The sequence below is a fragment of the Synechococcus sp. R6-7 genome (genome assembly GCF_047461695.1).
In the GTDB taxonomy this organism is placed as follows: domain Bacteria; phylum Cyanobacteriota; class Cyanobacteriia; order Thermostichales; family Thermostichaceae; genus Thermostichus.
The window spans coordinates 1-9561 of the sequence record NZ_JANSHS010000002.1; the positions used below are offsets into that span (position 1 = coordinate 1).

Annotated in this window: 8 protein-coding genes; 3 read left to right on the forward strand and 5 right to left on the reverse strand. The window is 56.2% G+C overall.

Annotated elements, in window-relative coordinates; genetic code table 11:
- Positions 1-322 (reverse strand): DUF3352 domain-containing protein (locus NW815_RS00040; RefSeq protein WP_414415601.1); only part of this gene is annotated, 322 nt, incomplete at its 3' end.
- Between the two features lie 296 nt (positions 323-618).
- Between NW815_RS00040 and uvrB the strand changes: the two genes are divergently transcribed.
- From uvrB to NW815_RS00055, 3 genes are all read left to right on the forward strand, one after another.
- Entirely contained in the window at positions 619-2706 is a 2088-nt protein-coding gene (uvrB, locus tag NW815_RS00045; RefSeq protein ID WP_414388712.1) for an excinuclease ABC subunit UvrB, read from the forward strand.
- Between the two features lie 85 nt (positions 2707-2791).
- Positions 2792-4660, forward strand: a complete 1869-nt coding sequence (locus NW815_RS00050; protein ID WP_414388714.1) for a mechanosensitive ion channel family protein — start codon at positions 2792-2794, stop codon at positions 4658-4660.
- 33 nt (positions 4661-4693) lie between these two features.
- Entirely contained in the window at positions 4694-5284 is a 591-nt protein-coding gene (locus NW815_RS00055; protein WP_414388716.1) for a DUF721 domain-containing protein, read from the forward strand.
- Positions 5285-5447: 163 nt separating this feature from the next.
- On the opposite strand, the gene pxcA is transcribed toward NW815_RS00055, so the two are convergent.
- The 4 genes from pxcA to NW815_RS00075 all read right to left on the reverse strand — a co-directional run bounded on the left by pxcA (position 5448) and on the right by NW815_RS00075 (position 9248).
- Entirely contained in the window at positions 5448-6815 is a 1368-nt protein-coding gene (gene pxcA / locus NW815_RS00060) for a proton extrusion protein PcxA (protein ID WP_414388718.1), read from the reverse strand.
- A 195-nt stretch (positions 6816-7010) separates the two neighbouring features.
- Positions 7011-8414, reverse strand: coding sequence for a glycosyltransferase (locus NW815_RS00065; protein ID WP_414388719.1), 1404 nt, complete (start codon positions 8412-8414; stop codon positions 7011-7013).
- A 256-nt stretch (positions 8415-8670) separates the two neighbouring features.
- Positions 8671-8787 (reverse strand): photosystem II reaction center X protein, encoded by a 117-nt coding sequence (locus tag NW815_RS00070; protein ID WP_011432450.1) that lies wholly within the window; start codon positions 8785-8787, stop codon positions 8671-8673.
- Between the two features lie 104 nt (positions 8788-8891).
- On the reverse strand, positions 8892-9248 hold the full coding sequence (locus NW815_RS00075; protein WP_011432451.1) for a ferredoxin-thioredoxin reductase catalytic domain-containing protein: 357 nt from the start codon (positions 9246-9248) through the stop codon (positions 8892-8894).
- Positions 9249-9561 lie beyond the last annotated feature (313 nt).

Here is a 9561-nt window from a genome sequence, read left to right on the forward strand (position 1 = left end):
GGGATCCCCCGGCCAGCATGGATCCCAGCCAGCCTGGGCCTTCAGGGGAGAAAAACTTTTGCCACTGCTGACGGGCAGCGCGTCGCTGGGGGGCAGGAGTTGCCGCTTGCCAAAACGCTTGCACCTCGTCCAGGGGAACAGCCAACACCAGCAGCGCTTGTGCGGAGCGAGGGGCCAAACCCACAATTGGCGGCAGCTCCGGGTGGGCCAGCAACAAAGCCACCGGACTGCGGGTGAGCAGCCACACGACAACCCACACCACCATGGCGGCCAGAAGACCAAGCCCAATCAGGATCCCGCGCAAGAGTTGCCGTCGTCCCATATCTCATCTCTTCACCGAGGGAGACTTAGCGCGTGTACCCAGGCCCTAATGCTTCACATCACTGGCATGAACAGGCCCAGGAAGAAGAGCTGCCCTCAGTCATGCATGATAAAACCTTACCATGGAACAGAGGCTCATCCTGGTGCGCAAGCTGGAGCCCACTGCTGAGCAGGCGGTCAAGCTTAGAGGCACCCCACAAGCCTTTGTGATCCGCACCACCATTCCAAACCAACGTGCAGATCAGCCCTGCCTTGACCAGCCCGGCAGCTATCTAGGCCCATCCGAAAGTCAAACCCATGTCAGAGTTTCAACTGGTTTCTCCCTATCAACCCACCGGAGATCAACCTAAGGCAATTGCCGGTTTGGTGAAGTCAATTTCAGAAGGCCATCGTTTCCAAACCTTGCTGGGAGCAACCGGAACCGGCAAAACATTTACCATCGCCCACACCATCCAGCAAATCGGCAGGCCCACCTTGGTGATGGCCCACAATAAGACTTTGGCAGCACAACTGTGCAATGAGCTGCGGGAGCTTTTTCCTCACAATGCCGTTGAATACTTCATCAGCTATTACGACTACTATCAACCGGAAGCCTATGTTCCCAGCACCGATACATACATTGCCAAATCTTCTTCCATCAACGATGAAATCGATATGCTGCGGCACTCGGCTACCCGCTCTTTGTTTGAACGGCGGGATGTGATTGTGGTGGCCTCGGTGAGCTGCATCTATGGTCTGGGCATGCCAGAGGAGTACCTGAAGGCTTCCATCCCCTTCAAAGTCGGCCAGGAGATTAACCAACGGGATGTCTTGCGGGCTCTGGCCAGCATCCAGTACGAGCGCAACGATTTAGAGCTGGTGCGAGGGCGATTTCGCCTCAAAGGAGATGTGCTGGAAATTGTGCCGGCGTATGAGGATCGGGTCATTCGCATCGAATTTTTTGGGGATGAGATCGAGGCCATTCGCTTAATCGACCCGGTTACAGGCGAGATTTTGAACAGCCTCAGCGCCCTCAGAGTTTATCCTGCTCGGCACTTTGTAACGCCGGAAGCACAATTGGAGCGGGCGATCCTCAATATCGAGCAAGAACTGGAAGAGCAACTGGCCCTCTTTCGCAAAGAAGGCAAGCTCCTGGAAGCCCAACGCCTAGAGCAGCGCACCCGCTACGACCTAGAAATGCTGCGGGAGGTGGGCTATTGCAATGGGATCGAAAACTACTCTAGACATTTAACAGGGCGCAAAGCAGGAGAGCCCCCCGCCTGCTTGGTGGATTATTTCAAGGCCAACGATTGGCTGCTGGTGGTGGATGAATCCCACGTCACTGTGCCCCAAATTCGCGGCATGTATAATGGCGACCGTGCCCGCAAGCAGGTGCTGGTGGATCACGGTTTTCGCCTGCCCAGCGCCCTCGACAATCGCCCCCTCAAAGCCGAAGAATTTTGGGCCAAGGTTCATCAGTGTATCTTTGTTTCGGCTACCCCCGGCAACTGGGAACTGGAGCAGAGCGAGGCCCAATTTGAAACCCGGGTGGAAGATGGCAAGACCCTGAAGTTTTATGTGCAGGGCAGCGGTCGGGTTATCGAACAGGTGATTCGGCCCACTGGGGTGGTGGATCCCGAGGTGCATGTGCGCCCTACGGCTGGGCAAGTGGACGATTTGCTGGGAGAAATTTACTTGCGATTGGAACGCTCTCGGCAGGGATCTGCCGAACGGGTGATCGTGACCACCCTCACCAAACGGATGGCAGAAGATCTCACAGAATATCTCCAGGAGCGAGGGATCCGAGTTCGCTATTTGCATTCCGAGATCACCTCGATTGAGCGAATTGAAATCCTACAAGACTTTCGAGAAGGGGCCTTTGACGTGTTGGTAGGAGTTAACTTGCTCCGGGAAGGGTTAGACCTGCCGGAAGTCTCCTTGGTGGCCATTTTGGATGCCGACAAAGAAGGGTTTTTGCGAGCAGAGCGCTCCCTGATTCAGATGATTGGGAGGGCAGCACGAAATGTCCGCGGTATGGTGGTGATGTACGCCGACACCATGACCAGCAGCATGGCCCGGGCCATTGCCGAAACCCAGCGTCGCCGCGAAATTCAATTGCAATACAACCGCCAACACAACATCACGCCCAAGCCCATCGTCAAGAAAAACAGCAATGCCATCTTGTCTTTTTTGGCCATCTCCCGCAAACTTAACGACCCAGATTTGGAAAAAGCCTTTCAAGCTGCGCAAGAGATCCCTCTCTCCGAGATTCCGGAGCTGATCGGCCAACTGGAACTGAAGATGAAAGAGGCCGCCAAAAACCTAGAATTTGAGGAAGCCGCCGAGCTGCGAGATAAAATCAAAAAGCTACGTCAACGCCTTCTAGGCCACCCTCAGGGCACCTAAAATCCTTGCTCAGATTGGCCAAAATTGAGGTCGGCTTGTGCCACCATGAGCTTACAGGGCAGCCCTCAGGGATCCCCAATTATCGATGGGCGTTCGTATCAAACCGGCCATGCAGGACTCCGTCCCACTTAAGCGAGCAGCTCTTTGGGTTGGGCTGACGGTGGGGATAGGTCTCTGGCTCACCCCTGCCGTTGCCTCTGCCTCCTCAGGGATCCCCTTGGCTCAAGCCCTTGAATTTCGGGATCCCAACTTTTTCCTGGCCGATCCCCGACCCACACCGGCTGAAGCGCCAACTCCTGAGGGATCCCCTGCCCCAGCCCCCAGCCCAATCGGGATCCCTTTGACCGGCCAAGAGGGCACAGAAGTGCTGGTCGGGAACATACCGGTGTTCCGCCTGCAGACGGCAGACTACCCCAGCGATGTGCGGGCCGACAACGTTCGGGCGATCATCGAGCGCTTTCTCGAAGAAGGCCAGTTGCCGGAGCCAGAGGTACGGGTAGCCCAGGATGCCAATGGGCAATACATCTTACGCCTGGGGGAAAGAGGCCGCTTTGAGGCCACCCAACGGTATTTGTTCACCGTCACCTATGCCGATGCTGCCGCAGAGCGCAGGGTGGCACCGGGTCAGGTGAGCCTGAATGACGTGCGTCTGGTGGCCAACAGTTGGGCGCGGCGGTTGGAGCAAGCGATTGCCGATTACCGCGAAGACCTGCTGGCTCTGCAGCGGGCCCAGGATCCGCGCGTGCTGGTTCTGACCCTCCTGGCAGGGATCGCCACCCTGGTGGTGGGGTTCTTTCTCTGGCGGCTGTTCGACCGCAGCCTAACCCGCTTGCAACGCTGGTTGGAGCTTAAGGCCGGAGAGACCTGGGGCACCTGGATTGATGTGGGTGGGATGCTGCTGCGGGGCGTGGGGGCAATCCTCATCGCCGGCATCTCGCTGGATCGCGGTATCAGCTTCATCCCTGCCCTACGACCGTTTCAGCGCTCCTTTTACCTGGGCCTGGGCCGTGTGGTCGCCACGGCTCTGGGCGTTCTCACCCAGCCTCTGCCCAACTCCAGCGTTTCGATTGCCAGCTTGCTGGTCTTCCTCGTCCTCTCCATCTTGGTTTTCACCGGCGCCCACTACGTCAGTGTTGGCTTCAAGCAGCGCTTTTTGGCACGCCTGGGGCTGGATCTGGGCACCCAAGAGTCTTCGGCGGCCATCTTCAAGTACATCCTGACCCTGTTCGGCATCCTTCTGGTCTTGCCCTTCAGCGGCCTTAATCTGGGCTCCTTAGCGGTTATTGCCGGGGCGGTGGGTTTGGGGATCGGTTTTGGTTTGCAAAACCTCTCCAACAACTACATCAGCTACATTGCCATTTTGCTGGAGCGCCCCATCCAAATAGGGGATCTGGTGGAAGTGGACAACTTGCTCGGCACGGTGGAGCGCATTGGGCCACGGGCTACCGTCTTGCGCACCCTGGATCGCATCTTTGTGATCGTGCCCAACTCCCGCTTTACCGAATCAAAGGTGGTGAACTGGAGCTACCGGGATCCCCGCTGTCGCATTCACATTCCGGTCGGCGTGGCCTACGGCTCCGATACCGCCCTGGTTACCGAAGCCCTGCTCAGCGCCGCCAGAGAAAATGCTCGGGTGTTGAGCAGCCCTGCCCCCCAAGTCTGGCTCAAGTCCTTTGGCCCTTCTGCACTTAACTTTGAGCTGCTGGTGTGGATCAACCGTCCTCAAGATCAGTTTGTCTTGATCAGCGAGCTAAACTTCCTAATCGAGGCTGAGTTTCGGCGACGTGGGATCCGCATCCCCTTCCCGCAACAAGATATTCACATCCGCAGCCTAGAGGGATTTGCCCCCCTCAGTCAAAACGGTGGATCCCCTCCTTTGCCCGATGCCGACTCCATTCACTCTGCCCTCAAAGAAGCAGCACAATCGCCGGAAGACCAAAATGGTGTTTCCTAAGCTATTGCCTGCCATTGACACCCTATCGACACCATGTTGCAGCGGTTAGATGAGGTACTGGGAAGCTTTGGCAGCCATCCCCGTTGGGCTGAACTGAAGCAAATGCAAACCCTGCGGCAGCTTTGGCCCGAACTCGTCGGAGAGGCCGTAGCCGCCCAAACCTATCCCCTCAGCGTGCGCCGACAGGTGCTGCAAGTGGCCACCTCTACCCCGGCCTGGGCGCAAAATTTAACCTTGCAACGTCAGCTCATTCTCAAGAAACTCAACAGCCGCATCCAACCTCCCCTCAGCGATATCCGCTTCAGCCCTGGTGCCTGGCACGAGGGATCCAGCCAAGCCACCCCCCACCCTGATGCGGAGTTGACCAGCAAGTTTTATGCCACCCCCCGCCTGGCACCCCAAAATGAGCAACGCTCTGGATCCTGTCGCGGCCCCAATCCAAAACAGCCCACCTCCGACCCGAAAGTGGCTTTCGAGCGCTGGGCCAGAGTGGTGAAGCAACAACAAACCCAGGAGAACCTGTTCCCTTGCCCCGCCTGCCGCTGTCCTACCCCTGCCGCCGAATTGGAGCGTTGGTTTGTCTGCGGGTTCTGCCATCGACAATCCTTACGCCCGCCCAGCTAACTCAGGAAACTCGAATTACGGTTGCTTCAAATGGCAATCAAACGATTCGTCAGGTCGATCCCCAACTTCTTTCTTCCTCTGAGAGAGGTTGTGGATGGTTACGTCAGCGGCAAGGAGCGCTTGGGAAGCGTCTCAACCCAGTTTGAAATGCAACTGCGAACCCTTAATCGTTCATAGCCCGATAGGTGGCCACCGAAGACGGCGATACACGGTTTAGATAGCGAAAGATCCAATACTTAAAAAGCGTATCTAGGAAAACCGGAAAAGTAGCAATAAAGCCGTAGATAAAATCGCGGTTCTCCGGTACCCCCAAATGAGCAGCCAAATTACTCAGCAGCACCTCCCAACCGTGGGGAGAGTGATAACCGACAAACACATCGGTAAAGAGAATAATAATGAAAGCCTTGGCACTATCGCTGAGACCGTAGATCAGACGATCCAAAAAAGACTTGAGGACTTCGATTTCCTCACGCCCAACAAAGATAAGCCAGCCAAACACCAGCAGCGAAAGCAAATCAGCAAGGATATTCTTCAATCCTTCCGAGTTCCTACGGCTATATTTTTTCAGCAGTTCCTCTGCCTTCATGGACAGTTGCTCTTCTGATTCCAGATCCCACTCTGGAGATTGATGGTGCAAAGCTCGCTCAAATTCTATTCTTTCCTTGAAAAACTCGAACTCTGTCAGGGCTTTTTCTTGAAATTCGTGGCTCAGAGCCACAATGGCAGGCTCCCGTTGTTGCAAGTGATCTACCAATGGCCCAAACAGAAAGTTTTTCGAGAGGATCTGGGTGAGCAGAGGCAAAATGGCCAACAACAACAGAAAACGAATCGATACCAGTGTGCGAGTGCGAGCCTCGCGATACTCCTGGATCAGTTCCTCTTCGGCCTGGGAACTCAGCTCACGGCGGATTTGGCTGGCTGTGCGCAGAATAGAACGGGGCAGAATCGCAGCTTTGGAAGCGACCGGGGCAGCGCCATTGCCGGAGCCTGCCTTGACAGAGACATTAGAAGAACTGGGTTGGGTTGAGGTAGGTTGTTCTGGCCGTTCGAGAGGCTCAGGTGAAGTGGAAATTGAAGCAGAGATGGGCTGGGATTTTCTGGTCGGGCGTTTGTATCGAGAAGTCACCTGATCGATAAACTGCAGTTTCTCCAAAATGGAAAGATCTCGTCTTTGGCAACCATTCTCGGAGTTTTCGCTGCTGCTTTCAGAAACATTGGCCTCAGCGGCATGGAGTTGTTGAGCTTTATCTTGGGCAGAAGTAGGGCCGCTGCCATTTTGCTCGGGATCCGGCAGGCGAGAAAGGGCGCTGCTGGCTCTGAACTCTGCCAAACGCAGATCGATCTGGCGCAGTTGCCGGCGCAGTTGAATTTGAAAGTAGCGGCTGACATTCTGGCCATGTTGCCCGTTGCTGCCGATGGATCCTCCCTGGAAGTATTGATCCTCGATGGCTTTAATGCGCAGGGCAGCCTCATAAGCTTGGTCAAGGGAGCGCAGGGGGGTATTCGAGATCCATTGGCCCAGCCTGCTCAATACGGATTCTCCCATTGCTCGTTCCCGTGGCACTCCCCATGGGGGCCGATCCACACATTACAGTGATCCGATTGACTAATTATTGTAACGAGTCCTGGGTGCCTAGGCGGGAATCCCAACGGTGGAGAAGTACTTGCAGAGACTGGCCCTGCCTCGACAGAAGTACAGACCGGCACCTTTGGGTCAGAGCAAACTTCAGTATCCCTTAAAGCGCTTGAGGGCAAAGCCACAGATCTGCAGCAGCCGCAGCCCCTCTCGCACATGGTGAATGTTGGAGCGGCCATAGGTTCTGGGGAAATAGCGCACGGGGATATCCAGGATCTTCAGGGTGCGCTTGGCGGATCCCAGCAACAGGTCAAAATCTCCAAACGGGTCGAAATCCCCCCACTCTTGGCACAGCTTGGCAATCTGCTGGTAATCCTCCCGCCACAGGGCCTTGGTGCCACAGAGGGAATCTTTGATGCGGATGCCGAGAATGTAGGAGAGGAGAGCGGCAAAAAAACGATTGGCCCATTGGTTTAGCCGAGGCATTGCCTCTGGTTTCAGGGGATAGATAAGGCGACAACCATTGGCAAAATCACATCGCCCGGAAGCCACAGCCCGGAAAAACTTGGGCAGGTCCTCTGCCTGTACGGTCAAATCGGCATCGAGGATGATCAACACATCCCCTGTAGCGGCAGCCAGCCCCTTGCGCACCGCATCCCCCTTGCCCTTGCCCTCCTGCCGCAGAGCCCGGATATTGCGGATCCCTTGGTATTCCGCCTGTACCCGCTGGATCTCGGCCCAAGTCCCGTCGCTGGAATGCCCCTCCACAAAAATGATCTCGGTGCAGGATCCCATCTCGGGCAAATGTTCCACGCAGCGGCGGATGTTGCCCGCTTCATTCCGAGCCGGAATCACCACGGTGCAGGAAGGCTGCTGCTCAGGGGGGGGATCCCAGGCAGGGTCGGGCTGCAGGCGAGCGATCGTGTACTCTGTCAGGCAGAGGGCGTTGATCCCGGGCAATGGGGCAATCACCCGGTTGATCACAGTCGAAAGGAACGGGATCCGCCGCGGCAACAACAGCCGCTTGCCCTGCTGAATGACCTCGTATCCCGCCAGGTGCAGCAGGTTGGCCACATCGGCTGCCGATAACCAGTTGGCTGCCGGCAGAGGCATCCGTTGCTTCAGAGCGGTTGCCAAGCCCAGAATCGGCTCCCAGAGCGGGTTGTGGTGGGAGAGGATCAGGCGGGTGCGTGGGGTACAGAAGCGGCGCAACTGCTGGAGAACCTGCTGGATGTCGGCCAGGTAGCCCAGGGTATTGACGAGCAAGATCACATCAAAAGGCTCCGCCAAGACGGGATCCCCTTTGTCCAGCGTGTGGGCATCTTGCACCCGGAAATGGAGATGGGGAAACTCTGCCTGAGCTTGGGCAACAATGTCCGCATCCCGGTCGATCCCCACCCCGAAGCTGGGCTGCAAGGCATTGAGCAGGGATCCCGTGCCGGAACCAATCTCCAAGATGCGCAAACCGGCAGGGACAAAAAAGCGATGCAGCCGCTCCAGATCCTCGTGGTAGTAGCGGTTTTTTTGCCGCCAGTAATACAAGGGGTGGGTCAACGCTGGCAAGGGATCCCTGGGGTATCGCTGGATAGTCTTCGATCATAAGGTGTGATCGTTTGCAACAACGGCTTCAAGCACCTTAGATCTCAATCTGTTGGTCACCCAACCCGGCTGGATCCCCGACAACAGGGGCGAAGCCCTCCAGCGATTGCGTACCGCAGCCACATCTTGCCACCCCAGTCTCTCCCCACCCAGCGATAGCAGTACAGGGAAAAGGGAAGCATTGGCGGGCAAGTGCCAACGAGCGGGGATCTCAGCGACGACGCACTTTATCCCTTTGGCTGACAAAGATGATGGCGCCAAAGAGAGCCCCCAGCACAACTGCACCAGCCACCAAGCTCCAGAGGAAGTTAGCAAGTGAGGGAGTCATAAAAGCGTTTCCTCCTCGTGCAAATAACCATTGCCCAACGGCTTTTCGATTATACCGAGCCCTGTCACCCTTCCAAAGCCTGCCTTTGTCCCTGCCGGGCGCTGTCATTTGGTAGTTTGGTATTCCAGGGGCACCTCCTCTAGGGTTTGGCTCTTGCCGGCAAAGGGGTTATCCGGCGTTAAGAACAGCATACAGTGACATTCCTTTCGCTCCCGCATGGGTACACAGGGGCAATTCCAATAGCCTGCTTTTGCTTCTGCCTCTTTGTCTTCATAAAAACGACAGGGACACAGCGGGGCGCCCAATTGCTCTTTGTGCAGAGCCAAGCCTTCGATCACCGCCGTCGTAATTGATGGATCCGAGCAGAAAAAGGTCTCGGAGCGCTTGGCGTAGGTTTCTGCGAAATGCCGCATCAACTCAAAGCTCTTCTGTGAGGACTTTTTGTAACCACGACTTTCCATGACGATTCCCAAAAGTGGAACTAACCGGCTGTTGCTAGCAATGGGGTTCACAGCTTTTTCCGACGACGCCTCCCGAAGCCAGTACAGACGTGTAGGGGGCCGGGATTCTATTAACTCCACAGATAACTCCACAGACCTCCCACAACGTCGAGAAAAGCTGTATCTCGCTCTTCGTTGTACAGCAGACCTCTAGGCAGGACAAAAGATTATGCCCTTGCTGTTACACAAGGCAACATCTAGGGGCCGTAGCAAGAGCCAGCCTTGGCGTGCTCTACAGAATACCTTGACATCCTCCCCGGCCTGAAGGCTGGAG